General features: G+C 34.1%; 23 protein-coding genes and 1 other annotated feature. Of the genes, 5 read left to right on the forward strand and 18 right to left on the reverse strand.

Features of this window, described 5'->3' with window-relative positions:
- Positions 1 to 5: 5 nt before the first annotated feature.
- From mreC to ezrA, 7 genes are all read right to left on the reverse strand, one after another.
- Complete coding sequence (gene mreC, locus FD36_RS00245; RefSeq protein WP_056957479.1) at positions 6 to 851, reverse strand: rod shape-determining protein MreC; 846 nt, start codon at positions 849 to 851, stop codon at positions 6 to 8.
- A gap of 58 nt (positions 852 to 909) precedes the next feature.
- Positions 910 to 1,914 carry a rod shape-determining protein gene (locus FD36_RS00250; RefSeq protein WP_056957480.1) on the reverse strand — a complete coding sequence of 335 codons (1,005 nt, stop codon included), beginning with the start codon at positions 1,912 to 1,914 and terminating at the stop codon, positions 910 to 912.
- A gap of 103 nt (positions 1,915 to 2,017) precedes the next feature.
- Positions 2,018 to 3,328 carry a bifunctional folylpolyglutamate synthase/dihydrofolate synthase gene (locus FD36_RS00255; RefSeq protein WP_056957481.1) on the reverse strand — a complete coding sequence of 437 codons (1,311 nt, stop codon included), beginning with the start codon at positions 3,326 to 3,328 and terminating at the stop codon, positions 2,018 to 2,020.
- 46 nt (positions 3,329 to 3,374) lie between these two features.
- On the reverse strand, positions 3,375 to 6,041 hold the full coding sequence (locus FD36_RS00260; protein WP_056957482.1) for a valine--tRNA ligase: 2,667 nt from the start codon (positions 6,039 to 6,041) through the stop codon (positions 3,375 to 3,377).
- Between the two features lie 44 nt (positions 6,042 to 6,085).
- Positions 6,086 to 6,295 (reverse strand) — a binding site (T-box leader).
- Between the two features lie 53 nt (positions 6,296 to 6,348).
- Positions 6,349 to 7,572, reverse strand: coding sequence for a tRNA uracil 4-sulfurtransferase ThiI (thiI, locus tag FD36_RS00265; RefSeq protein ID WP_056957483.1), 1,224 nt, complete (start codon positions 7,570 to 7,572; stop codon positions 6,349 to 6,351).
- Positions 7,573 to 7,605: 33 nt separating this feature from the next.
- A complete protein-coding gene (locus tag FD36_RS00270) occupies positions 7,606 to 8,751 on the reverse strand; it encodes a cysteine desulfurase family protein (protein ID WP_056957484.1) in 1,146 nt (381 codons plus the stop codon).
- Between the two features lie 58 nt (positions 8,752 to 8,809).
- Positions 8,810 to 10,525 carry a septation ring formation regulator EzrA gene (gene ezrA, locus FD36_RS00275; RefSeq protein ID WP_082610556.1) on the reverse strand — a complete coding sequence of 572 codons (1,716 nt, stop codon included), beginning with the start codon at positions 10,523 to 10,525 and terminating at the stop codon, positions 8,810 to 8,812.
- Positions 10,526 to 10,834: 309 nt separating this feature from the next.
- Between ezrA and rpsD the strand changes: the two genes are divergently transcribed.
- The 5 genes from rpsD to FD36_RS00300 all read left to right on the forward strand — a co-directional run bounded on the left by rpsD (position 10,835) and on the right by FD36_RS00300 (position 14,109).
- On the forward strand, positions 10,835 to 11,440 hold the full coding sequence (gene rpsD, locus FD36_RS00280; protein WP_041817859.1) for a 30S ribosomal protein S4: 606 nt from the start codon (positions 10,835 to 10,837) through the stop codon (positions 11,438 to 11,440).
- Positions 11,441 to 11,540: 100 nt separating this feature from the next.
- Complete coding sequence (locus FD36_RS00285) at positions 11,541 to 11,993, forward strand: YueI family protein (protein WP_014082186.1); 453 nt, start codon at positions 11,541 to 11,543, stop codon at positions 11,991 to 11,993.
- A gap of 11 nt (positions 11,994 to 12,004) precedes the next feature.
- Entirely contained in the window at positions 12,005 to 13,288 is a 1,284-nt protein-coding gene (locus tag FD36_RS00290; protein WP_056957485.1) for a replication-associated recombination protein A, read from the forward strand.
- Positions 13,278 to 13,562 carry a hypothetical protein gene (locus FD36_RS00295; RefSeq protein WP_014082188.1) on the forward strand — a complete coding sequence of 95 codons (285 nt, stop codon included), beginning with the start codon at positions 13,278 to 13,280 and terminating at the stop codon, positions 13,560 to 13,562. The genes FD36_RS00290 and FD36_RS00295 overlap by 11 nt, the downstream gene beginning before the upstream one ends.
- Positions 13,563 to 13,620: 58 nt before the next feature.
- Positions 13,621 to 14,109 (forward strand): universal stress protein, encoded by a 489-nt coding sequence (locus FD36_RS00300; RefSeq protein ID WP_056957486.1) that lies wholly within the window; start codon positions 13,621 to 13,623, stop codon positions 14,107 to 14,109.
- Here the strand turns inward: FD36_RS00300 and FD36_RS00305 are convergent.
- The 11 genes from FD36_RS00305 to atpA form a co-directional block, all read right to left on the reverse strand.
- Positions 14,102 to 14,977 (reverse strand): helix-turn-helix transcriptional regulator, encoded by an 876-nt coding sequence (locus tag FD36_RS00305; protein WP_014082190.1) that lies wholly within the window; start codon positions 14,975 to 14,977, stop codon positions 14,102 to 14,104. The genes FD36_RS00300 and FD36_RS00305 overlap by 8 nt on opposite strands.
- Positions 14,978 to 15,245: 268 nt before the next feature.
- The gene (locus tag FD36_RS00310) at positions 15,246 to 16,388 is read right to left on the reverse strand and encodes a D-alanine--D-alanine ligase family protein (RefSeq protein ID WP_056957487.1); all 1,143 of its coding nucleotides are present in this window, start codon (positions 16,386 to 16,388) and stop codon (positions 15,246 to 15,248) included.
- Between the two features lie 91 nt (positions 16,389 to 16,479).
- Entirely contained in the window at positions 16,480 to 17,676 is a 1,197-nt protein-coding gene (locus FD36_RS00315; RefSeq protein ID WP_056957488.1) for an FtsW/RodA/SpoVE family cell cycle protein, read from the reverse strand.
- Between the two features lie 37 nt (positions 17,677 to 17,713).
- The gene (gene yidD / locus FD36_RS06420; RefSeq protein WP_082610557.1) at positions 17,714 to 18,199 is read right to left on the reverse strand and encodes a membrane protein insertion efficiency factor YidD; all 486 of its coding nucleotides are present in this window, start codon (positions 18,197 to 18,199) and stop codon (positions 17,714 to 17,716) included.
- Between the two features lie 8 nt (positions 18,200 to 18,207).
- Positions 18,208 to 19,239, reverse strand: a complete 1,032-nt coding sequence (mreB, locus tag FD36_RS00325) for a rod shape-determining protein (protein ID WP_056957490.1) — start codon at positions 19,237 to 19,239, stop codon at positions 18,208 to 18,210.
- A gap of 73 nt (positions 19,240 to 19,312) precedes the next feature.
- Entirely contained in the window at positions 19,313 to 20,575 is a 1,263-nt protein-coding gene (murA, locus tag FD36_RS00330) for a UDP-N-acetylglucosamine 1-carboxyvinyltransferase (RefSeq protein ID WP_056957491.1), read from the reverse strand.
- Positions 20,576 to 20,593: 18 nt separating this feature from the next.
- Positions 20,594 to 20,821: a DUF1146 family protein gene (locus FD36_RS00335; protein ID WP_014082196.1), complete on the reverse strand. Its 228-nt coding sequence runs from the start codon at positions 20,819 to 20,821 to the stop codon at positions 20,594 to 20,596.
- Between the two features lie 175 nt (positions 20,822 to 20,996).
- Positions 20,997 to 21,419, reverse strand: coding sequence for a F0F1 ATP synthase subunit epsilon (locus FD36_RS00340; protein ID WP_014082197.1), 423 nt, complete (start codon positions 21,417 to 21,419; stop codon positions 20,997 to 20,999).
- Between the two features lie 12 nt (positions 21,420 to 21,431).
- Positions 21,432 to 22,844, reverse strand: coding sequence for a F0F1 ATP synthase subunit beta (gene atpD / locus FD36_RS00345; protein WP_056957492.1), 1,413 nt, complete (start codon positions 22,842 to 22,844; stop codon positions 21,432 to 21,434).
- A gap of 20 nt (positions 22,845 to 22,864) precedes the next feature.
- Complete coding sequence (locus FD36_RS00350) at positions 22,865 to 23,779, reverse strand: F0F1 ATP synthase subunit gamma (RefSeq protein WP_056957493.1); 915 nt, start codon at positions 23,777 to 23,779, stop codon at positions 22,865 to 22,867.
- Between the two features lie 20 nt (positions 23,780 to 23,799).
- Positions 23,800 to 25,326 (reverse strand): F0F1 ATP synthase subunit alpha, encoded by a 1,527-nt coding sequence (gene atpA, locus FD36_RS00355; RefSeq protein ID WP_056957494.1) that lies wholly within the window; start codon positions 25,324 to 25,326, stop codon positions 23,800 to 23,802.
- Positions 25,327 to 25,337 lie beyond the last annotated feature (11 nt).

A 25,337-nucleotide genomic window follows, 5' to 3' on the forward strand; every position in this document is an offset into this window, starting at 1 on the left:
CCTTACTATTTCTTACCAATTACTGTTACTACATCAATGTTTCTAGTATCAGCAGCTGGTTTAATGTTAATTTGTTCTGAAGTTCCATCAGCGGCACTAGAAACTCCTGTAACTGTTCCAATGAAAAGTCCTTTAGGAATGACACCACCAAGACCATTTGTCGTGACTTTAGCACCACGCTTGATTTTATCCTTTGCAGTTAAATTACCCATTTCCAATTCATTATTAGCGTTATTATATCCTGAAATTAAACCATTAACCATGGTTTTATTTCCTTTAACTTGAACCGCAAAATGACTAGCTGAATCTCCACTATCAGTAATTAGTTCGACTTTACTGTTAGTTTTGTTAACTTCAACAATTCGTCCAATCACACCTTTATCAACAATTACCGACATGTTTTTTTCAATTCCAGCAAGGGCTCCTTTGTTAATGACAATTTGCTGTTGCCAATTTGAAGGAGTTCTTGCAAGCACTGATGCATTAATTGCAGTATATCCAGTTAAAGTTTCGTTTAAATGTAATTGTTCTTTTAAATCTTTGTTTTCGTTAGTCAAAGCTTCATTACGAGCTTCAGTAGATTGAAGTCGACAAACTTTAGATTTTAAATAATTGTTTTCGCTATAAGTATTGATTAAATTATCAACCGACCCAAATACCTTATCAATTCCATTAGCAGGAACGGCGATTACTCGATCACCTATACCGACGACATCATTTCCAAATTCTTGGATAAATATTGGCATAGCACGATTATTTCTAACAGCAGCTGACCCACCAATTAAACCGACACTAGCAACTAAACCAACCACAAAGATAACTAAGTTACGGCTAGAAAAAAACTTATGCATAACAATCCCCCAATAAAACGATAAAACAAATAAGCGGGAAATCCCCGCTTATTTTAAATTATTTTTTCTTCATAACTTCAATGCTCTTAAGTGATTCACCAGTCCCTTTAACAACACAATCCAATGGATCTTGTGCAACCGTTACAGGTACTTGCGTAGCGTCAGAAATTACTTCATCAAGGTTTTTAATTAATGCACCACCACCGGTTAAAACAATTCCGTGGTCAACAACATCAGCAGAAATTTCTGGAGATGTAGCCTCTAAAGTATCCTTAATAGCACCAATAATTTCCAATAAATCCTCATGAATAGCAATTGCAATATCTTCGGCAGTAACTTCAGTTGATTTTGGTAAACCAGTTAATAAATCACGACCACGAACAGTTTCATTTCCCATTTCTTTTGCTTTTTCGATTGAAGCAGATCCTGCTTCAATTTTTAATCTTTCAGCACTAGGAATTCCAATGAGTAAGTTATAGTTTTTTCTAATATAAGAAACGATTGCTTCATTCAACTTATCTCCAGCCATGCGAACCGAACGTGAAGAAACAATTCCACCAAGTGAAATTGTTGCAACATCTGTTGTTCCACCACCCATATCAACAACCATACTACCAATTGGATTCATTACAGGAAGTCCAGCACCAATTGCAGCAGCACATGGTTCTTCAATAACATATGCATCACGAGCTCCAGCCACCCTTGCAGCATCAATTACTGCACGTTTTTCAACTGTAGTAATTCCACTTGGAACAGAAATCATCACGTATGGTTTATTACCGCGACCACCTAATGCTTTTTCCATGTAGTATTTAAGCATTGATACAGTAGTATCATAGTCAGCAATTACTCCATCACGCATTGGACGAATAACCTCAATACTTGCAGGTGCTTTTCCGGTCATGGCTTGAGCTTCATTACCTACGGCTACAATGTCGCCTGTCTTAGTGTTTTTAGCAACTACTGATGGTTCACGAAGAACAATTCCTTTTCCATCAACGTATACTAAAGTATTTGCAGTACCTAAATCGATACCAATATTTTTATTTCCTAAACCTAACAAAACGTTCATCCCTTTATAATTATTTATTTTTGTTTTTTTATATTAATAGCCTAAGTATACCATAATGTTAAATTTTTTAAGGCTTAATTCAAAAACGAAAAGTTTAGCTTTTCCTTAATTTTTTTAATAAATATTTTCTCACTTCAGAAATAAACAATAATGATCCAGTAATTACAACCATCCTATGTGCAATATTAGCATCTTTTTTTTCTAATTCACTAATAATTTTTTCCCATTGCGGATAATATTTAACACGACTCTCATCTGCAAAACTAAAATCAGCCACTTTTCGGTTTTCATCTGGTACAAACGATGTTAGATATAAATTAACATTTGGCATGGATTCCAAAATTGATAGCATTTGTTGATATTGTTTATCAGCAAAAACAGCCATCACTAAATCAATCTGATATTTTGAATATTCCTCAAGACTTTCTTTTAATTTTTGAATTGCAGGAACATTATGAGCACCATCAATAATAGTTAACGGATTTTGATCAATCGACTCCATTCTTCCAATCCAAGTTGTCTTTTGAATTTGCCTTTTAACATTAGTAGTAATCTGACCATTATTTAAATTAAAGCTATTTTTGTTTAACTTAATGAAAGCCGCAATTGCAACTCCAGCATCTTCTATTTCAAATTGACCTAACATCTCAATTTTGATTTGGTTAATCGTCAAATCTGCACTTTGATAATTAAACATTTGCTCCCCGTTAGCTTTAACTGAAAAATCTTGGTTAGCAATGACTAATTCACTGATTTTTTTAGTTGCAATTGCTTTAATCTCATCCAAAGCCTCATTTGAAACCTGGCCTACAACTGTTGGTGTTCCTGTTTTAATAATTCCAGCTTTTGTGCGAGCAATCTTTTGAATCGTATTCCCTAATAATTTCATATGATCCATCCCAATTGTGGTAATGATGGTCATAATAGACCTATCATCAACATTAGTAGAATCATTTTCGCCACCAATTCCAGCTTCAACAATTGCCAAATCAACTTTTTGTTGAACAAAATAAAGATACATAAGGGCTGTTATAACTTCAAATTCGGAGGGAGCTAGTTCACTATCAGATTTATCAATCTCTTCAATAACTGGTTTTACAAAATTAACTAAAGCTAATAAATCTTTATCAGAAATTGGTTTCCCATCAATACTAATTCGCTCATTAAATCGAATCATAAATGGAGATGTAAAAGTTCCCACCTTTTGCTTGATTCCCATTAATAAATTCATTAAATAGGCAACTACAGAACCTTTTCCATTTGTTCCGACAACATGAATTGCGGTAACTTGACGTTGGGGATTATCAAGTTTATTTAATAGATTCAAAATCCTTCTTTGTGTTGTTTCTTTTTTCAATCGTGGTCGTGAATGAATGTAGGCCACAGCATCTTGATAATTTTTCAACAAATTATTAACCTTTCAAAAAAGCCCAGCTACTTAGCTGGACTTTTTATTTTTGAATAGCAGTTTTAATTTCAGCTAAACGTTTCTTAGTAGCAGCTAATTTATTTTCGTTGTCGGTCAACTTACCTTTTTCTTCATCAACAACTTTTGCTGGTGCATTATTAACAAATTTTTCGTTTGCCAATTTATTCTTTGCACGAGCAACTTCTGCTTCAAACTTCTTAACTTCTTTTTCAAGACGCGCAGCTTCATCATTTAAATCAATTAATTCTGCAAGTGGAATACTAATTTCTGCATCAGTAATCACAGAAGTCATTGATAAATTAGGAACTTTAACATCCGCACCAATTTCAAGCTTGCTTGGATGACCAAAACGATCAATGTATTCACGGTTAGCTTCAAAAACATCTTTAAGTTCAGGATTATTAGTTTTAACCAAAATATCAACTGGACTACCTAATGGAGCATTAGCTTCAGCCCGAATATTACGAACTGCCTTAATCAATTCAATCAAATGATTCATATCTGATTCAGCTTTGTCATCCACAAAATTTTCGTTTACAACTGGATATTTTGCAGTAACTAATGAATCACCCTTGTGAGGCATTGATAACCAAATTTTTTCGGTAACAAATGGCATTACGGGATGTAAAAGACGCAAGAACTGATCAAGTACGTATGCCAAGACATTTCTCGTTTTGGCTTTAGCTTTTTCATCATCACCAGTAAGAATTTCTTTACTCATTTCGATGTACCAGTCACAAAAATCATTCCACATAAAATCATATAAGGTCCGGTTAGCTTCACCAAAGTTATATTTATCATAATTTTCAGTGACATTTGCAATTGTTTTATTTAAACGAGAAAGAATCCATTTATCTGATAAATTCAAATCAGCTTCATTAGGAACTTCTGGTGCGTCCATCTCTCCTAAATTCATAATTACATAACGACTGGCGTTCCAAATCTTATTAACAAATTTCCAAGATGCATCAACTTTATCATAACTAAATCGTTCATCTTGACCTGGTGTAGTTCCCGTTGATAATGACCAACGTAAAGCATCGGCACCATATTTAGCAATTACATCCATGGGATCAATACCATTTCCAAGTGATTTACTCATTTTGCGACCTTGTTGATCACGAATAAGTCCATGAAGTAAAACATCTTTGAAAGGACGACGCCCAGTGAAATGCAAACTTTGGAAAATCATTCTAGAAATCCAGAAGAATACCAAATCATCACCCGTAACTAAAGTTGAAGTTGGGAAATAACGTTTAAAATCTTCTGAATTTTTATCAGGCCATCCCATGGTAGTAAATGGCCATAAGCCTGATGAGAACCAGGTATCTAACACGTCAGGATCTTGTTCCCAGTTTTCAGAATCTTTAGGTGCTGACTCTCCAACATACATTTCTCCTGTTTCTTTGTTATACCAAGCAGGAATTTGGTGACCCCACCATAATTGACGCGAAATACACCAATCGTGAACATCTTCCATCCATTGTTTAAATGTATGTTCAAAACGTTTAGGCACAAAGTTAACTGCATCATCAGTATCTTGGTTCTTCATAGCAGCTTTAGCTAGTGGTTTCATTTTAACGAACCATTGAGTAGAAAGTCGTGATTCAACTTGAACTCCAGTTCTTTCCGAGTGACCAACAGCATGCACGATTGGATCAATTCTTAACATGTATCCTTGATCTTCAAGATCTTTAACCATCGCTTTTCGAGCATCAAAACGATCCATACCTTCATACTTACCAGCATTTTCGTTCATCGATGCATCTTCATTCATCGTGTTAATTTCAGCTAAATCATGGCGTTTTCCAACTTTAAAGTCATTAGGATCATGAGCTGGTGTAATTTTAACCATCCCAGTTCCAAATTCAATGTCAACGTAATGATCAGCAATAATCGGAACTTTACGGTTTACTAAGGGAACGATTACTTCTTTACCAACTAATTCTTTATAACGATCATCACTTGGATTTACAGCAATTGCTGTATCACCAAACATCGTTTCTGGACGAGTTGTAGCAATTTCAATATAGTCTTTACCATTGAAGGTGGTTCCATCAGCAAATTTATATTTAACGTGATAGAATGCCCCTTTATCGTCTTTGTGTTCAACTTCGATATCTGATAAAGCAGTTCTAGCTTGGGGATCCCAATTAATGATGTATTTAGCTCGGTAAATTAAGCCTTGATTATATAGATCAACAAAAACTTTACGAACGGCTTTTGACACATTTTCATCAAGAGTAAAAGTTTCACGACTGTAGTCTAATGAAAGACCCAGTTTAGCCCATTGTTGGTGAATGGTATCGGCAAATTTGTCTTTCCATTCCCAAACTTGATCAATAAATTTTTCTCGACCAAGGTCATAACGGGAAATTCCTTTTTCACGTAACATTGCTTCAACTTTGGCTTGGGTTGCAATTCCAGCATGATCCATTCCGGGAAGCCAGAGTGTATCGTAACCTTCCATCCGTTTTTGTCTGATTAGCATATCTTGTAACGTGGTGTTCCAAGCATGACCTAAATGCAACTTTCCAGTAACATTTGGTGGTGGCAAAACAATGGAATATGGTTTAGCTTTCTGATCACCGCTAGGTTTAAAAACACCAGCGTTAAGCCATTTTTGGTACATCCCTTTTTCAACTTCTTGGGGATCGAACTTGGTAGACATTTCTACTTCTTTTGACATAACTTCACCTCATTTAATTTAAATAAAAAAGCACTCATCCTATTAAATAGGACGAATGCTCGCGGTACCACCTAAATTGGATTATTTAGTCAATAATCCCAACTCAAAACGAATAACGGTCGGTACCGGACATAGTTATTATTAATTCACTATATCTGCTCACAAGCTACAATTAATGGTTACCTTAAGAATCTCTCACTACTATTCTCTCGCTGAAAGGGATTACCATTAATCCTCTTGCTCAATGCATTTATATTTACAACAATAATACTCAACAAATTAGAATTCGTCAACCATTAAACTATTTTTATAGTAATTCTGCAAAAACGTCTTTTTGGGCGTTTAAGTAGTCATCACCAACATGAATCTTGGTTACTTTAAGATTTTCAAGAGCCATTTTCATTAAGCCTTCAACATCAATATTCTTTTCAAACTTGATTGTTTTATCTAAATCAGGCTTAGTTTTAGGTGATGGTGGCGTAAAAATCGTACAACAATCTTCAAATGGCATGATTGAAAGATCATAAGTATCAATTTTACGGGCAATCTTAATAATTTCGGTTTTATCTAACGAAAGCAATGGACGCAAAACGGGTAATGATGTCACTTCATTAATTACTCGCATACTTTCAATTGTTTGTGATGCAACTTGACCTAATGATTCACCGGTAAAGACTCCATTACAATGACGATCCAAAGTAATTGCTGCAGCAATCCGAAGCATCATCCGTCGTTGAATGGTCATTAAATAACCCTCTGGAACCTTTTCTTTAATATCTTCTTGAATTTTAGTAAAAGGAACTTCAATAAAATCAATGGTCCCACCAAAAGCAGTTAACTTAGCCGTTAAATCCTTTGCTTTCGCTAATGCTTGCTGACTAGTATATGGAGGGCTAAAGAAATGAATCATATCGACTTTGACGCCCCGCTTCATTGCCATATATGCGGCAACTGGGGAATCAATTCCTCCAGATAACATCATCGTTCCTCTTCCACCTGTACCAACAGGTAAACCTAAAGCCCCTTGAATGGTAAGACTAGATAGATAAATTCCAGTTAGCCGAACATCAACTCGCAAGTCGATATCAGGCTGCTTCATTTGGGCGTTAATTCCTTCAATGTTATCTAAAACATAGCCACCAACGCCGTTATCAACTCCATAAGTATTGAGGGGATAGTCTTTATTTTGACGCTTAGTGGTAATCTTGAAGGTTTGTCCCTCTTCATATTGTTCGTTAATCATTTCAAGCGCTGTTTTTTGGATATCTTCAAGCGTTGCATCTTTGGACAATCTTACAACTGGGGAGTAGGTCTCAATTCCAAAGACTTTTCCAATCGCATCCATTACTGGAGTAGCATCATTGCCATTTAAAATGACATGGAGTCGATCTCGTTGTGCTAAAACTTCAATTCCTTCAAACTCAGTTAAAACATCACGTACATTTTTACCTAATTGACGAATAAAATCACGCCGATTTTTTCCTTTGGTGGATAACTCACCGTATCGCACCATAATTTCGCTATATTTCAAATCTTCACTTCTTTTCTATAAAATAAACAACAATTAACTTAATTTTTTAAATTGATCATACAGTTTATCAAAAACCTGATTAAATTTATCGGCCTCTGCTAATTGGTTATGATCTCCTAGGGAAATCCGAACTGCACTTTTAGCTTCTGATTGTGGGACGCCCATTGAATTTAGTGTACCAGATGTTACCCCTTTTTTTGAAGAACAAGCACTAGTCGTGGAGATGTAAATTCCTTCTTTTTCAAAAGCATGAACGATTGTTTCTCCCTTCACTCCTAAAATAGCAAAGCAAAGAATATGATGAGCAAAATGATCATTTAATTTAGAAAAAATTCGTACCTTATCAAGTTTAATAATATGATGATAAATTTTTTCCCGAATTGCTTGTTCTGTAACAATGCTTTCATTCTCATGGTCTTTAACAATTCGAACTGCTTTAGCCATTCCAACAATTGCTGGTAGATTTTCGGTCCCACTTCTTTGACCACGTTCTTGACCACCACCATCCATCAATGGATTGATTTTACGTCCATTCTTTCCATAAATAAATCCGATTCCACGAGGTGCATGAAATTTATGTCCAGAAAAGGTAATAAAATCTACCCGATCATTAAAAATCAAGTCATGGATTCCTTTAGCCATTCCTTGAACTGCATCAACATGAAAATGAATCTTGGGATATTTTTTCAAGACTTCTGCAATCTCAGCAAGCGGTTGAATTGAGCCAACTTCATTATTAACTGCCATGATTGATACCAAAATAGTATCTGGACGAATGGCTGCTTCTAAATCTTTAGCAGAAACGCGTCCCTCTTCATCAACTGGTAAATATGTTACGTCGAAGCCTAAATCTTCTAGGGCCGCAGCAGAGTTTTTTACAGCCGCATGTTCAATTTGGGTAGTAATGATATGCTTTCCAAATTCACGTTTAGCCATTGCAGTTCCCTTGATGACCCAATTATCACCCTCAGTACCACCACTAGTAAAGTATATTTCAGCTGGAGCAACGCCCAAAATATCCGCAATTTGTTTACGTGATTGTTGTAATAAATTAAATGATTTCTCACCGAAATTGTGCAAACTAGATGGATTTCCCCAATAATTTTCACTAACTTTTTGATAAGTATTTAATACATCATTATCAACTTTAGTGGTCGCACTATTATCAAAATAAATCATGATTTCCTCCAATTTTTATAGAAAACGAAACCAGGTCGAGACATCGACCTGGTAATTATTATTTTTTAGTAGATTTTGCTTTGTTATCATAGTACCGATCTTCGATTTTTTGATATGCACCAGGTTCAACTTTATCAACCGCATTTGCAATGGTAGCTAAACTATCGGCATACCGAAATTTGTGATCAAAGAAGTCTTTCGCCTTAGCTAAGGCTACATCAATTTCAGGAGCATTCCCTACATAACGATTAGCATATTGCATCACTTGCTCTGCCAAGATTGATTGATCAATCAAATCATCTGTTTTTTCTTGTAATGAATCTCGATCTGATTTGATTTGTTCGAGTTGTTTTTGAACATCATCCATACTAATTTTAACTTTATTCATAGTTGAACTAAGATGGTTAATTTCATCTGCAACAACACCAAAATAGTCTACATAATCATCAGAAATGCCAGGCAAATTCAAATTTTCTATTTTTCTTTGAATAGCATGTAATTCTGCATTTAAATCATTTAAAATTTGATGAGCTTTTTTCTCTTCAGCACTAAACTCAGAAATCGAATCGTTTAAAGCCATCTGTTTCTTTTCAATTGTAGTTAGTTCAGTTTTGAAAGTCTCAAGATTTTTTGCGATTCTAGTATAGATTGCATTACCATCATTAATTGAATTTAAATCAGTTTCGTGTTGTTTACCAATTGAATTTATTTTACTACCAAGTTGTTGCGTAATCTGAATTTCACCATGCTCTAAAGAATAATTATGACTCAATTGTTCTAATTCATCGCTTAAAGCCTTATTTTGATAGTACGCGTGTTCAATAAACTTACCAATTTGCTTAATTGATTTATCAACTTTCTTACGAGCATTAATTTGCACTTCCATTTTTTCATACAAATCATTAATTCGTTTATTGATTTGTGAATCCTGATCCTTAACAAACTCAATATCTAAATGTTCAATATTAATGATGTTGTCATTTACAGATTGACGTAGTTCTTTCAAAGAAATTTCAAAATCATCATCTTCAAAAGCAAAACCCTCTGATCTCATTTTTTGATATGCTTCTGTAATTTCATTCAGTTGATTATCAAATTTAACATGATTTTCTTGATATAAAGCTGGAATTGTCTTAACCATATCTTCTAAATTAACAGTTGCATGATTTAAATCAACCAAAATTTTTTCAGCGTTAGCATGGTCACCCTGCTTAGTTAAATTAGAAAAATCATCAAAAGTTTCTTCAATGCTAGATAAGCGTTCTTCTAGCGCATCAAGAGCAGGACCAAAATCACCATTTTTTGTTAACAAAATTTTGCGTAAACTCTTATAACGATTTTCTAGATCAGAAACGGCAGCTCGATGCTCTTTTGCTAACTTAAAAGTTTTATTTAAGGTTTCCTCAACATCGTCTAACTCAGTAGCAATTTTTTCTAAAAGATTTTGTGCCTCATCTGATGAATCTCTAGTTTTAAGTATATTAAAACTATTAGAACTATTTTCAACACTCATTAAAATTGAATTTAATTGTGGCAATTCTTCTTTAATAATCTTATTGAATTTTGTTTCAGCAGCATTAATTTTATCTAAAGAGTCTCCAATTAATCCAATCTGCTTTAGCTGATTAAATTCATCTTCTAGTTTCAAGCTTTCAAAATGTTTTGTTTCAGTTTCCATTTTTTTTGCTAGCTTCAAAAGGTGTTTTTGATAAGTAACAATTGAGATGTAAATAATCACTATAATTACAACGATACCAATAAGTGCATTAAGCATGTTATCCGCCCTTTTTATTTTTTATGTATTTGACTCTTTAATGTAGATTATATCATAAATAATTGATAATAATTGTGATTTTATTCAAACAAGTCGTTGCATTCATTGACTTTTATAAACCACACGCGATATAATGTAATTTGTGTAAAATAATGCAGCAGTGCACGGTAAGCTCGTCAACATATTCTTGCTATTTGATAGTCTAATTAGTAACCCACGGCTGCTGAGGTGAACGTTCAGAGGAATATGCACGAATACTAAGTGTGCATCATTTATTTTACTCCAAAAAAATTTATTGGAGGATTCATTATGTCAAGATATACAGGTCCAAGTTGGAGAATTTCTCGTCGTCTTGGAATTTCATTATCAGGTACTGGTAAAGAATTACAACGTCGTCCTTACGCTCCTGGTGTTCACGGTCAAGGCCGTCGCCAAAAACTTTCAGAATATGGTGTTCAATTACGTGAAAAGCAAAAAATGCGTTACATGTATGGTTTGACTGAACGTCAATTCTACGCTCTTTTCTTAAAAGCTGGTAAAATTCGTGAAGGTAAGCATGGTGATAACTTCGAAATCAAACTTGAACAACGTTTAGATAACATTGTTTATCGTTTAGGTTTAGCAACTACTCGTCGTCAAGCACGTCAATTAGTTAACCATGGTCACATTACTGTTGATGGTCAACGTGTTGATATTCCATCATACGAAGTAAAACCTGGTCAAGTTATTTCTGTTCGTGAAAAGTCAAAAAACATGGCTATTATTACTGAAGCTGTGAATGATGTTGTTAGCCGTCCTGCTTACGTATCTTTTGATGCTGATAAGCTTGAAGGTTCATTAACTAGACTTCCACAACCAGATGAATTAAATGCAAATATCGATACTTCATTAGTTGTTGAATACTACAACCGTTAAAATAAAGTATCAAAAAAAGCAATCTCATTTGAGATTGCTTTTTTGTATGCTCTTTTTCAATAATGTTACAATTAAAATACCAACATAAAGGAGTTACAAAATGACAGTTGAAAATGAAAATGTGCAAAATCGCTTGGATCAAGCAATGAATGGTGGAACCCCAAAAATAAATCCCGATGAACAACGACGATATTTAGGAACCTTTAAAGAACGGGTTTCCTTAGCAATTACAGATTCTGAAGTACTTAACCCTGAAGCAATTGCAGAGGTTGAAAATCTAATTAAGAATGATAATAATTTAACCATTAAAATTAATGGAAACATTTCCCCAAATATGCAAAGTCCATACATTAAAATTGCCACTCAAAACAACGCTAAATTCACCTTAAACACAGACAAAATTTACGGAACTAATCCTAATGACTATGCAGTTGTCGTTGCTGCCAAGGATGCAATTAATCAAGAAGATATTGAGTTTCATGAAAAAGCAATTCCTTCAAAACCTAAAGAAGAAACAAAAAAAACATTTTGGCAAAAACTGTTTAACAAATAAAAAGGAGTAATATGCAAAAACCATTAGCATATCGAATGCGGCCAAAAAAGATTGATGAAATAGTTGGTCAACAAGACCTGGTCGGACCCGGAAAAATCATTCAAAGGATGGTACATGCAAAAATATTATCTTCTATGATTTTGTATGGTCCACCAGGCACTGGAAAAACTAGTATTGCTAGTGCCATTGCCGGTTCAACTAAATACGCATTTCGGATTTTAAATGCCGCAACTGATACAAAAAAAGACTTACAAATTGTGGCTGAAGAAGCAAAAATGAGTGGAACAGTAGTCTTACTTCTAGATGAAATTCATCGACTAGATAAAACCAAACAGGACTTTCTCTTGCCATTACTAGAAAGTGGTCAAATTATCTTAATCGGTGCAACTACAGAAAATCCATATATTAATATCAATCCTGCCATTCGTTCTAGAACACAAATCTTTCAAGTTAATCCTTTATCATATACCGATATTCAAAAAGGAATCGAAAGAGCTCTAAGGGACAAAGAAAACGGATTGGGTAATTTAAACGTTAATCTTGAACCAGAAGCAATGAATTTCTTATCAAAAAGTACAAATGGTGACTTAAGAAGTTCTTTAAATGCCCTTGAATTAGCAGTTAAATCAACCGCTCCAATTGATGGTGAAATTAATGTCACACTTGTTGATGTTGAAACCTGTTTACAAAAAAAAGCTTTAACACAAGATAAAGCTGGAGATGCACATTATAATGTGATTTCTGCTTTACAAAAATCAATTCGTGGATCAGACGTGAATGCTGCACTTCACTATGCTGCTCGTTTAATCGAAGCAGGTGATTTAAATTCTTTAACAAGACGTTTAATGGTAATTGCATACGAAGACGTTGGTTTAGCCAACCCTGCTGCTTGTGCTAGAACCGTCACTGCAATTCAAGCTGCTGATCGACTTGGTCTTCCAGAAGGTCAAATTCCGTTAGCTGACAGTATCATTGAATTATGCTTGTCACCAAAATCAAATTCTGGTTATGTGGCAATTAATGCTGCAGTAGATGAAGTTAAATCAGGTAACTATGGTGAAATTCCTCTAGCAATTCGTGATGCACATTATAAAGGTGCTGAGAAACTGGGAATAGTTGGTTATAAATATCCTCATGATTATCCTAATGGCTGGGTCGCTCAACAATATTTACCTGATAAAATTAAAGATGCCAAATACTATCAACCCAAAGAAAATAGTAAATTTGAAAATGCACTTTCAAAACAATATAAACGATTAAACGATGCTAATAAAGGAGCTAAAAATGGCAATTAAAGTTTTAATAATCTTATTTTCCGCCCTTTTATTTGGAAATGGAATCTACTTTTTAAAACATATCTCTACACCCTTTTTAATGTTTAAACCACAAAAAAATCCATTATTGAGCAAAATTCTTAAAATCAGTGGAATTTGTTTGATTTTAGTGGCATTACTAGGTTTTATGGCAGCACTAACTAATAGTTTAATTATGATTGTAATTACATTAATTTTAGGCTGTATTTGTTGTGCCATTCCAGAATTATTAATCATGCAATTTATCAACAAATAATTGGATTTTAAATTTATTAAGCTTACAATTAGGTAAACAAACTAATGAGGTGATTGTAATGTTACAAGAATATCGTAATATTTTAGTTCCAGTTGATGGTTCTTATGGGGCTGAATTAGCTTTTAAAAAATCAGTTGCGGTTGCTAAAAGAAATAAAGCACATCTTCATATCGTTCATGTAATTGATACTCGAACATTTCAAGATATTTCTAGTTTCGACACTTCGATTATTAATGAAGTTACAGAAAAAACTAAAGTTAATCTCGAAAAATACGTTGTGAAAGCTAAAAATGAAGGACTAGAGGAAGTCGATTACTCAATCGAATATGGTGCTCCAAAAACAATTATTGCAAAGGACCTTCCCGAACAATTAGGGACTGATTTAATTATGATTGGTGCTACCGGACTAAATGCTGTTGCACGTCTATTAGTAGGTTCAGTTACTGAATATGTTACTAGAAACGCAGCAACAGACGTTCTTGTTGTTAGAACTAACTTAGAAAATCAATTAGTTAGCCCTAAAGACGAAAAAAAACATACTAATTAAAAAACAAACTTAATTTTTCTAAATTGCTGTATGAATATAAACCTTGTAGTTGTTCTGCTTGGTTAAAATATTCAGCAGCTTTTTCTTTTTGATTTATTTTTATTAAACAATCACCAATTATATTGTAAAAATCACGAAGACAGTAGAAAGAATGGCTCTGTTTTAATTTTTTAACTACTAAATTACTTTCAATTAAGCAAATTTCTGGTTCGTCAATGTTATCAATGATTGCAAGTAAAGTAATTGCGAAACGAATTGTTTGACGAAATTCATCTACCTTATGTTTCTTTTGGAAACAAATATGTAATTCTTTAATAGCTAATTTTAAATAGCATTTAGTTTGTTTTCTTAAATTTAAATCATGATATGCTAATGCAATTCCTAAATATGACCAACCAATTACAATTTGATTGTCCCGAGTTTGATGTTTATTAATGGCTAAATTAAAATTGCTAATGGAATCATCTTGATTATGGTTTACAAACAAATCAACAAATCCAGAATTACATTCATACCTGGCTAATAAATTCTTAGTATCTAAATTTTCATATTTAATTTGATTTAATCGTTTTTGAGCTTTTGAAAAATTGTGAATTAATAGATTTTTTTCAATTTGCTTTAATTTATGATCACCATACTGGTAATTAAATTCGTTTTCTAAATCATTAATATCTAAATTCAATCTTTCAAAAATTTGTGGTACACTTTCCCATGATTTAAAACATCCCTTGTTCTCAAGAGTACTTATTGTTGCTTGGGTACAGATGCCCTTTGCTAACTCCGTTTGTGACATATGGATATCTTCACGACGACGCTTCACTATTACACTTAATTTCTGAAGCATTGACTTTGATGGAAAGATAATCATAAATAAAATTCTCCTGTCTGTTTTATAAAATTAAAGTTCAATTTTGAACTATATAAATAAAAAATTCAATTCTTGCTAAATAAATATCAACGATATAAATATAATTACGCAAAAAAGAAATAAAAAATTTTAAATAACCATTTATTATTTACCAAATTAAAACATCTCCGAATTTAATTAATTTCAGTTAAAATTAATTATCGAAGATGCTTTTATTTACCTGTTTAATATTATAGTTTCAGTGTCTAACCTACTTCTTTTTAATTAATTATTTGTTTGCATCATAAACTTTTTTTTGATCACCACTATTTAAAGGGATAAAATCATGGGCAATTTTAGATTGACGTTCAAATTCTTCAAATGCTAATTCAATTAATTTATCAATTAATTCAGTATAACTAATTCCTGAAGCTTCCCATAGTTGAGGATAAAGCGAAATATTCGTAAAACCAGGTAAAGTATTTATTTCACCGAGATATGGGGTGTAATCTTTTGAAACTAAGAAATCAATTCTTGCCATACCTTTTAACTCGAGCGCTTTAAAAGCTTTAATTGCCATATCAGTGATTTCATCTGCAACTCCAGATGGAAGAGCTACGGGAATTGTAAATTCAACTTTACTAGCATCAACGAACTTATTGTCATAAGTATAAAAAGCATCGCTAGCTGGAACCTTAATTGCCCCAACTTTAGAACCCTTAGGATTTTCATTACCTAAAATTGAAATTTCAACTTCTTCAGGACCTTCAATTGCTTCTTCAACTAAGACCTTTGTATCATAACGAAGTGCATCCTTCATTCCTTCAGCATATTCACTTTGGTTTTCAACTTTATGAATTCCAATTGATGACCCTTGTCGTGATGGCTTAATGAACAATATTTTTGAATTTAGTCGTTCACTAATTTTCTCATAATTCCAATCATGATCATTTTCTGGGGTAACAAGAACATAATTAGTATTTCTTACGCCAACAACATCAAGAATTTTTTTTGTAATATCTTTATCATAAGCAATACCAGAAGCTAGACTACCACTACCAACATATGGTTTTTGCAATAGGCGTAATAGACCTTGAATTGTACCATCTTCTCCCAAATTACCATGAATAATCGGGAAAAATACGTCAATATTCTTTTCCTTATTTAAATTGATAATGGGTTCTAAAGGATTACTTAAATCCATTTTGGGTACTACTTCATTAACTACTTCGGTTTCTTCTTCTCCATCAAAAACTCGAAGCGAATCTTCATTACTTAAGATAATTCCATCTCTGGTAATTAAAAATAAACTAACATCATATTTATTTTTATCTACAGCTTCATAAATATTATGTGCTGAACGTTTTGAAACATCATGTTCAGATGAATCTCCTCCAAATAATAATGCTAAATGTAATTTTTTATCTGTCATTCTTCTAACTCCCGTTCATAATTTCTGGAAACCTAAGTATATCATTTTTTGATAATTTTGATAATAAAAAAAGTATGTTAAACATACTTTTTTATGAAAAATTTTTAATTGTGCTAAACATAGAACTCTTATTATGATATTGCATTGACATAATTAATCCGATACCAATCATATTACCAATCAGTGCAGAACCACCTTGACTAATAAATGGTAATGGAATTCCAGTCATTGGAATTAAATCAATACTCATTCCAATATTTTCAACCACATGGAATAAAATCATCATAATTACCCCAGTTGAAATATATGCATAAAAAACATTTTTTGTTTCAAATGTAACTTTAATCATATTGTAAATTAATAAAAAGTACAACAAAATTAACATTGTTCCACCAATGAAGCCAAAATTTTCTCCCATTACGGAAAAAACCATATCTGATTCTCGTACTGGTACATATACATGAGAAACGTTAAAACCTGATCCAGTTAATCCACCAGATCCGATTGCTTGCATACTTCTCCATAGTTGGAAAGCTGTGTTGCCAGAATCAGAAGAAGGATGTAACCAACTATCTATTCTAGCAAATTGATAGGCTTGGAAACCAAGTGAACTTAAAATCGAACGTCCACCGGATGTGACCACCATAGCAATTGCAGCACCACTTATTCCAAAAAACACTAATAAACCAGGTCCTAAAATTTCCCAAGAAATTCCAGAGACAATTAATAAACCACCAAGAATTGCAATGAAAACAATTGTAGTTCCAAAATCATTTTGTAGTTTTAATAATACAATTACTGGAAGTGTCCAAAGAAACATTTTTCCAATTAGATTCCAATCATTGCGTAACGTATGATGTGGATACTCTGCATTATGTTGTGCAATAATCCGGGCTTCCATCAATATATAGGCTGGTTTCATAACTTCAGAAGGCTGAAAAGTAAATGGTCCCAGTGCAAACCAACTTTTAGCCCCCGTTTGAATAAAGTACGCTCTACTGTATAGAAATAAAACAACAAACAAGAGAAATAAACCAAAACCATATATATATGGTGCGATTTTCCAAAGTTGTTCTGAATCAAACTGCATAACAATTACAATTGTAATCGCACCAATTACATACCAAATAATTTGTGAAATAACAGCTTTTAAGACAGAAACTGTTCCAGTATCATGATATGCAGCAACATAAATTGATCCAATCCCAATTAAAGCTAACAATAGAACACAAAAAATTATTCTCCAATCAATTCTGTTATCGTTTTTTACTTGTAGTCTTTGAAACACGATAAACTCCCCTCAGTATCAGTAATTCAAAAAAGGACTATCTTTGATGCAAATTAAATTCTCTAATTACTTGATGAAGAGCTTCTTCTTCATTTTTTTCATGAAAGGTATTTTCTCCAACTATCACATCAAACTTACCGTCATTTTCAGAAATAGTTCCAACAGTTTGATTATTTATTTGTACAAGACGAACATTTTCATCGCTTGAATCATTAATAACCTTAATCTCGATTTCTTTTTGCTTACGTGACATATTTTTCTCCTTTAGAAATAAATTATTAACTATTTGGTTGTTTCTACGAACACTAAAATAAGTTGGAACTGGATCATATCCGCCTTTTACAAATGGATTACATCTAATTATTCTAGAAAGACCCATTAAAATTCCAAGAAAAAAACCAAATTGTTCAATTGCTATTTGCATGTAATTTGAACAAGTTGGTTGATATCTACAACTAGCTGGTGTATAGGCAGAAACATATTTTTGATAAAGATGAATTATGAAAACTGATAATCTTTTCAACACTTATCCTAGTTATTATTTCCAAAGAAACTAAAACGTTTTTTATTTGCTTTTGGTGCTTCTTTATCCATATGATCTAAAAGAGCACCAGCACCTTTAGCAACATTTTCAAGTGGATCGTCTGAAATAATTACAGGAACAGTTAATGCACTAGAAATTACAGTATCAATATCAGTAAGCATTGAACCTCCACCAGTTAGCATTACACCACGATCAATAATATCAGCTGCTAATTCTGGGGGAATTGTTTCAAGTACACTTTTGGCACCATTGATAATAATTGAAATGGTACCATGGAGTGCTTCTGCAATTTCTTTATTATTAATTGTAATTGAGCTTGGCATTCCAGTGACTGAATCACGCCCACGGACTTTCATTTCTTTGATTTCAGAAACATCTAAGTCAGCAGTTCCAATTTCTTTTTTGATATTTTCAGCGGTATGTTCCCCAATCACAATGTTGCGATTACGTTTTAGGTACTCCACAATATCGCGATTCATAACATCACCAGCAACTTTAAGTGATTCACTAGCTACAATGTCACCAAGTGAAACAACTGCAATATCAGAAGTACCACCACCAATATCAATTACCATGCTACCAGTTGGTTCAAAAATATTCATTCCCGCACCAATAGCAGCAACTTTAGGTTCTTCTTCGATAAAGACTTCTCCACCAACTGCTTTTTGAGCGGCTTCAATAATCGCTTTTCTTTCAATATTAGTAATATTAGTTGGGGCACAAATCATTACTTTAGGTTTTGAAACAACCTTTTTAACATTTAATTTGTTGATAAAATATGTCAACATTGATTCAGTAACATCAAAATCAGAAATAACTCCATCCTTTAAAGGACGAATTGCTTTAATATTTCCAGGTGTTCTTCCAACCATTTCGTATGCTTCTTTACCCACAGCTAAAACTTTGTTAGTTTTAGTGTCAACAGCAACGACAGAAGGTTCATTAAGCACGACGCCTTTGCCAGTAACAGAAACAAGAACATTGGCAGTTCCTAAATCAATACCAATATCTTCAGCCATAATTTTTCTTCCTTTCAATTCTCAATTTAATAATCAAATTATATCATAGTAATAAAATAAACTATTTTTCTTTTTATTTTACTCTTTTTATATCAGCACCTAATTTACGTAATTTTGCTTCAATATCATAGTACCCTCGATCAAGGTAATTAAGATTAGTAACCGTGGTTTTTCCACTTGCAACTAAACCAGCTAAGATTAGAGCAGCAGCAGCTCTTAAATCAGTCGCTGAAACTTCGGCCCCTTTAAATTGAGTGGGTCCATGCATCACTACGACATTACCCTTAATTTCATACTTAGCATTCATTCTACGGAGTTCATCAAGATGCATAAATCGATTCTCAAACACATTTTCAGTTAAAGTACTTACACCATTAGCAGCAAGCTGCAAAATAGTCATTTGAGGTTGCATATCAGTTGGAAACCCAGGATATGGGGCTGTTTCAACATCAACTGGTTTCAAAACATCTGGACCAATAATTCGAATCCCATTTTTTTCTTGTTTAACTGTAACTCCCATTTCGCGAAGTTTAGAAATAAATGGAACACTGTGTTCTGCAATTGCATCTTCAATTAAAACATTACCTTGCGTTAATGCAGCCGCTGCCATATAAGTTTCTGCTTCGATTCGATCTTGAACCACTGCATGTTCAACACCGTTGAGTGCTTTGACTCCTTCAATTGTAATTGTATCAGTTCCAGCTCCAGAAATTTTTGCACCCATTTGGTTTAGCATTTCAACTAAATCAACAATTTCAGGTTCCCGAGCAACATTTTTAATAACAGTGGTTCCTTTTGCAAGAGTCGCTGCCATCATAACGTTTTGGGTAGCTCCCACGCTAGGAAAATCAAAGTAAATATCAGTGCCAATCAATCCATTTGGAGCAGATGCTTCTACGTAACCATCTTGAAGTTCAACATGGGCACCCATTGCTTCAAAGCCTTTTAGATGAATGTCAATTGGACGAGAACCAATTGCACATCCACCAGGAAGTGATACTCGTGCCTTTCCTAGTCGAGCCAATAATGGTCCTAATACGACAATTGAAGCACGCATTTTTGATACATATTCAAATGGTGCTTCTGAAGTTAATTTTCCAGTTGCATCTACTGTAATAATATTATTAGTTTCATCAAAGTTAACTTTTGCATGCAAACTTTCTAAAACGTCATTCATAAGATGAACATCTGAAAGAATCGGACTATTAGTTAATACTGATTCACCATCACTAGCTAAAATCGTCGCTGCTAAAATTGGTAAAACTGCATTTTTAGCCCCTTCAATATGCACATTTCCAGTGAGTTTATGCCCACCGTGTAAAATAATCTTTTCCACGAAACTATCCCCTAGGTTTTAAAATAATAAAGTTAAATTTTTTATGTTTTCAATAAATGAAAGAAAAAATGAACTACAAAGAAAACCAATTGCAATTGAAAACATTACAATTAAAACTTTTCCTTGTTTTTCTTGAATTGGTAAAAACCGTTCGAAATGAACTCCTTGTATTGCCCAAAATGCTAAAAGTACAAAAAAAATCTGACATACGACATCAATTAAGGCCTGAATTCCAAAAATATTCATTCTTCTTTTCCCTCCAATTATACCCCTATAATAATATCACAATTATTAAAGAATGTCCTTTATACCAATGGTTTTACAGTTTCTTAATAAAATTAAAAATCAGCAAACAAAAAGCGACTGAATTCATAAAAGAATTCAGTCGCTTAGCATTAGAATAAACTAATGTTATTTTTAATTAATGCTCTGAAATATCAATACGGTTAATCGCTCTTCGTAGGGCAACTTCGGCACGTTTCATAGAATCAGTATCATGAGTCTCATTGGCTTCTTTAAGGTGAGCTTGAGCACGTTCCTTTGCACTTTCAGCACGAGCAACATCAATATCACCTTTAAGTTCAGCACTATCAGCAACAATAGTTAGCTCATTATTAGAAAATTCAACAAATCCGCCATTTACAGCTAAAATATCAGAATTTTCTGCAGACTTAATTTGCGCAGAACCAATTTTTAAAGAAGCAATCACTGGAATGTGATTAGCCATAATACCTAATTCACCTGATTGTGTCTGAACAACTGCAAGTGAACATTTATCATTTGAATATACTTCACCATCAGGAGTAACGATACTAACGGTTAACACTGAACTATTATCAGCCAATTAGAACCCTCCTTATTTGTTGGCTCCTTGTTTAGATTCGTTGTATTTAGCAACTACATCTTCAATTGGGCCACAGTTTCTGAAGAAATCTTCAGGTATTTCATCGTACTTACCTTCTAAAATACCTTTAAATCCTGCAACAGTATCCTTAACAGGTACGTATTTACCAGGAACTCCAGTAAATGTTTCAGCAACAGAGAAAGGTTGTGATAAGAAGAATTGAATTCGACGAGCACGACCAACAATGGTCTTTTCTTCTTCAGATAATTCATCCATCCCTAAAATTGAGATAATATCTTGAAGTTCACGATATCTTTGTAATTCGCGTTGTACTTCACTAGCTACCTTAAAGTGTTCATCACCAACAATGTTAGGATCTAAAGCAGATGATGTTGATGCTAAAGGATCAACGGCTGGATAGATACCTTGTTGAGTTAATGAACGTTCCAAGTTAGTGGTTGCGTCCAAATGGGCGAATGTGGTTGCAGGAGCAGGATCGGTATAATCATCAGCTGGAACATAAACAGCTTGAATAGAAGTAATTGCACCCTTTTTAGTTGATGTAATTCGTTCTTGAAGTTGTCCCATTTCAGTTGCTAACGTTGGTTGATAACCTACGGCAGATGGAATACGACCTAACAAAGCTGAAACTTCACCACCTGCTTGAGTGAATCGGAAGATGTTATCAATGAATAATAGCACATCTTTACCTTCTTCATCACGGAAGTATTCAGCTAATGTTAATCCTGTCAATGCAACACGCATCCGGGCACCAGGTGACTCGTTCATTTGTCCATACACCATGGCGGTTTGTTTCAATACTCCGGAACCTTTCATTTCGAAGTACATATCGTTACCTTCACGAGTTCTTTCACCAACTCCGGTAAAGACTGAAATTCCGTTATGACCTTGGGCAATATTGTGAATTAGTTCTTGAATTAAAACGGTCTTACCAACTCCGGCACCACCGAACAATCCAACCTTACCACCTCGAATATAAGGGGCAAGTAAATCAATAACTTTGATACCAGTTTCAAGGACTTCAGTTGATGGATTAATTTCATCAAACTTCGGTGCTTGACGATGAATTCCCCATCGTTCAGCATCCGGTCCAAATTGTGGTCCACCATCAATGGTTTCACCTAAAACGTTAAATACTCGACCTAGAGTGTCATTACCAACAGGAACTTCAATTGGAGCTCCTGTATTTTCAACTTCCATTCCACGACGTAAACCATCAGTTCCGTCCATGGCAATTGTTCTAACTACTCCATCACCTAATTCAAGTGCAACTTCAGTAACTAAGACGTCGTTTTCACCTTTTTTAACTTTAAGAGCGTCGTTGATTTTTGGTAATTCACTATCTAAGGGAAACTCAACGTCGACAACCGGTCCAATAACTTGTACAACTTTACCAGTACTCATTATGCGTTAATTCCTCCTCTTTAGTGATTCAATGCTTCCTGACCACCAGTAATTTCAGTGATTTCAGTAGTAATAGCAGCTTGTCTAGCTCTATTGTATTTTAATTCCAAACTTGAAATTAAATCGCCAGCATTATCTGTAGCAGCTTTCATTGCCATTGAGCTTGAAGAATGCTCGGCAGTTTTTGCATCTAAGATAGCTCCATAAACCAAACTTTCAGTATATTGTGGCAAAATAGCTTCTAATACTTCTTTTTCAGAAGGTTCGACGTCATATTCAGCTGATAAAACTTCTGTCTTAACAGCTGATCCGGCACCATTTGCACCGTCCATACTTTCTTCAACAGCTTCACGGTCCATTGGGAACAATTTTTGTGCTTTAAAATCAGAACGAATCCGATTTACAAAGTGATTGGAACAAACGTATAGTTCAGTAAAGACACCATCTTCGTACATCTGACTAATTGCTTTAACAATTTCCTTAACTTCACTAAACGTTGGAATATCAGAAACACCGCGATATTCGTAAGCAACATCAGCACCATTTTTTTTATAGAAATCAGCACCATTACCCCCAACTGCAAGGATTAAATAATCTGCTTTGTTCGGAGTATGCTTTTCGATGAAGCGATTAGTTCCACGAATTGCATTACTATTGTAGCTTCCAACCATTCCACGATCCGATGTAATCACTAAGTATGCTGTCTTAGACTTACCACTATCAGCACTTGAAGGTTTTTGGTTGTCTAACATATGAGTATTAGCAAGGTGCATCACAACTGACTTAATCTTAGAAACATATTGATCATATGTTTTTGTTTGACCTTGGATTTGGTTTAACTTAACCGTTTGAACCATTTCCATTGCTTCCGTGATTTTACGAGTACTTTTTGTTGATGCAATTCGATGCTTAACTTCATTCATTGATTCAACCATGACTATGACCTCCCTTCAAGTTATTTAGCTTCTTCATCTTTAACTGATGGTTGGAAAATGTTTGCAAATTCTTCGATTGCTTTATCCATATCAGCTTGTTCTGGTAATTTACCAGTGTCTTTAATTTGTTTCAATAAATCAGCATGTGAATCATCGAAATAACTAAAAATTTCAGCTTGATATCTTAGTACATCATCTACTGGTAACTTATCTAAGTAACCATGTGTCAAACAGTAAAGAATCAAAACTTGTTTTTCAACTGGAATTGGATCATGAAGTTTTTGTTTCAAAACTTCAACCGTTCTAGCACCACGATCCAACTTAGACTTAGTAGCTTCATCAAGATCTGAACCAAATTGAGCAAATGATTCAAGTTCATGATAAGAAGCCAAATCAATTCGTAAAGTACCAGCAACTTTCTTCATGGCAGGAATTTGAGCATCTCCACCAACCCGAGAAACAGAAGTTCCGGCATCAACAGCTGGACGATCACCAGCATAGAACATGTCAGCATTCAAGAAAATTTGACCATCAGTAATTGAAATTACGTTGGTTGGAATATAAGCGGAAACATCTCCGGCAAGAGTTTCAACAATTGGTAAGGCAGTCATTGAACCACCACCAAGTTTATCACTCAATTTAGCGGCACGTTCTAGTAAACGTGAGTGGGTATAGAAAATATCACCAGGATAAGCTTCACGACCAGGAGGACGTCTCAAAATCAATGAAAGTTCACGATAAGCATTAGCTTGTTTAGTTAAGTCATCAAAAACGATTAAAACAGACTTACCTTTATTCATGAAGTATTCACCCATTGTTGCACCAGCATAAGGAGCTACGTATAACAATGGAGCTGGTTCTGAAGGACCTGCTGAAACAACGATTGTGTAATCCATTGCTCCAAATTTGTTTAAAGTATCAACTTGTTGTAAAACAGTTGAATCTTTTTGACCAATAGCAACGTAGATACAAATCATGTCTTGATCTTTTTGGTTCAAAATTGTATCAATTGCAATTGAAGTCTTACCGGTTTTACGGTCACCGATAATCAATTCACGTTGACCTCGACCAATGGGAACTAAAGCATCAATAGCTTTAATTCCAGTTTGAAGTGGTTGATCAACTGATTTACGTTGCATAATACCTGGAGCCTTATGTTCAATTGGTGCAGTCTGGGTGGTATCAATATCACCTTTACCATCAATTGGTTGACCTAAAGCATTAACAACACGTCCAACCATAGCATCACCAACAGGAACTTCCATGATACGTCCGGTACGTTTTACTGTATCGCCTTCACAAATTCCAGTGTAATCACCTAAAATAACGATCCCAACATTGTTAGTTTCAAGGTTTTGCACCATTCCGTAAACTCCGTTTTGGAATTCAAGCAATTCACCAGATAAGGCGTTATCAAGACCATAAGCACGAGCAACACCATCACCAAGATATGTAACAATACCAGTCTCGTCTACAGTAAGGTCATCTTTATAGCCTTCTAATTGTTTTCTAATTAGAGCACTGATTTCTTCAGCCTTAATGCTCATAAAAGTTTCAC

The organism is Fructilactobacillus sanfranciscensis DSM 20451, assembly GCF_001436035.1.
Classification (GTDB): Bacteria; Bacillota; Bacilli; order Lactobacillales; family Lactobacillaceae; genus Fructilactobacillus; species Fructilactobacillus sanfranciscensis.

Bases quoted from the DNA above. Each gene is read 5' to 3' on its own strand.
- mreC (WP_056957479.1), bottom strand. From the start codon at position 851: ATGCATAAGTTTTTTTCTAGCCGTAACTTAGTTATCTTTGTGGTTGGT.
- FD36_RS00260 (WP_056957482.1), bottom strand. From the start codon at position 6,041: ATGTCAAAAGAAGTAGAAATGTCTACCAAGTTCGATCCCCAAGAAGTT.
- FD36_RS00270 (WP_056957484.1), bottom strand. From the start codon at position 8,751: ATGATTTATTTTGATAATAGTGCGACCACTAAAGTTGATAATGATGTA.
- ezrA (WP_082610556.1), bottom strand. From the start codon at position 10,525: ATGCTTAATGCACTTATTGGTATCGTTGTAATTATAGTGATTATTTAC.
- rpsD (WP_041817859.1), top strand. From the start codon at position 10,835: ATGTCAAGATATACAGGTCCAAGTTGGAGAATTTCTCGTCGTCTTGGA.
- FD36_RS00285 (WP_014082186.1), top strand. From the start codon at position 11,541: ATGACAGTTGAAAATGAAAATGTGCAAAATCGCTTGGATCAAGCAATG.
- FD36_RS00290 (WP_056957485.1), top strand. From the start codon at position 12,005: ATGCAAAAACCATTAGCATATCGAATGCGGCCAAAAAAGATTGATGAA.
- FD36_RS00295 (WP_014082188.1), top strand. From the start codon at position 13,278: ATGGCAATTAAAGTTTTAATAATCTTATTTTCCGCCCTTTTATTTGGA.
- FD36_RS00300 (WP_056957486.1), top strand. From the start codon at position 13,621: ATGTTACAAGAATATCGTAATATTTTAGTTCCAGTTGATGGTTCTTAT.
- FD36_RS00305 (WP_014082190.1), bottom strand. From the start codon at position 14,977: ATGATTATCTTTCCATCAAAGTCAATGCTTCAGAAATTAAGTGTAATA.
- FD36_RS00310 (WP_056957487.1), bottom strand. From the start codon at position 16,388: ATGACAGATAAAAAATTACATTTAGCATTATTATTTGGAGGAGATTCA.
- mreB (WP_056957490.1), bottom strand. From the start codon at position 19,239: ATGGCTGAAGATATTGGTATTGATTTAGGAACTGCCAATGTTCTTGTT.
- FD36_RS00335 (WP_014082196.1), bottom strand. From the start codon at position 20,821: ATGAATATTTTTGGAATTCAGGCCTTAATTGATGTCGTATGTCAGATT.
- atpD (WP_056957492.1), bottom strand. From the start codon at position 22,844: ATGAGTACTGGTAAAGTTGTACAAGTTATTGGACCGGTTGTCGACGTT.
- FD36_RS00350 (WP_056957493.1), bottom strand. From the start codon at position 23,779: ATGGTTGAATCAATGAATGAAGTTAAGCATCGAATTGCATCAACAAAA.
- atpA (WP_056957494.1), bottom strand. From the start codon at position 25,326: ATGAGCATTAAGGCTGAAGAAATCAGTGCTCTAATTAGAAAACAATTA.